Annotated in this window: 1 pseudogene; it reads left to right on the top strand. The window is 56.1% G+C overall.

What is annotated here, in order from left to right:
* Window positions 1-221 (top strand): annotated as a pseudogene (locus I656_RS0117245) (IS110-like element ISGka2 family transposase); the annotation flags it as partial.

Raw genomic sequence — 221 nt, 5'->3', positions numbered from 1 at the left:
GCCCGGCTGCTTGAGAAGGGATACGTGGACAAGGACGAGTTGGATCAATGCCTGCGCGGAAGGCTCAAAAAGAAAAAGCAAGCGGTGTACGATTCGCTGCTCGGCACCTTGACCGAACACGAGCTCCGTCTCCTTCGCCTCTTGTGGAAACACGTTGAGGAATTGGAGCAGTTCATCGAAGAAGTCGACCAGCACATCGACCGCCTGCTCGAGCCGTATCG

The sequence above is a fragment of the Geobacillus sp. WSUCF1 genome, from assembly GCF_000422025.1.
Lineage (GTDB): Bacteria > Bacillota > Bacilli > Bacillales > Anoxybacillaceae > Geobacillus > Geobacillus zalihae.
This window is presented reverse-complemented; position numbering and strand designations above follow the sequence as displayed.